Below are 508 nucleotides of genomic sequence, written 5' to 3'. Positions count from 1 at the left end.
TTCAAAACCAAGTGGTTAAAAACTCCAGGGACAAAGTCAGCATGAAAAAAGTACTGCATATTACCGAAGCCTTTGGTGGCGGTGTTCAAACCGCACTGTACAGCTATGTACATTCATCTCGACATGAACCGTATGAACACTTTTTGCTTGCTAGAGCGCGTCACAATGATTTAACCAAAGACAGCAATCACGATGTTTTTGCTCAAACGAAATGGGTGGAAGGTGGGCTTCTGCAGTTTGTGCGAGACGCCAATCAAACCATCAATGACATAAAACCCAATATTGTGCACTTGCACTCTAGCAAAGCCGGTTTTTTGGGTCGATTTTTGAAACTCAGCCGCGCCCGCTTGGTGTATACCCCGCACTGCTATGCGTTTGAACGAGAAGACATTTCAGGCTTCGCTCGCCAACTATACAAAGCTTTAGAAAAGGTGATGCTCAACAAAATTGACGTGGTGGCAGGCTGCAGTCAGCGCGAATGTGATTTAGCCATTAGCATTGGAGCAAA

At 45.3% G+C, this 508-nt stretch carries 1 protein-coding gene; it reads left to right on the top strand.

What is annotated here, in order from left to right:
• Window positions 1–41 precede the first annotated feature (41 nt).
• A partial coding sequence (locus tag R8N49_RS30740; RefSeq protein WP_318190900.1) for a glycosyltransferase occupies window positions 42–508 on the top strand: 467 nt, incomplete at its 3' end.

The organism is Vibrio sp. 1978, assembly GCF_033344345.1.
This window is presented reverse-complemented; position numbering and strand designations above follow the sequence as displayed.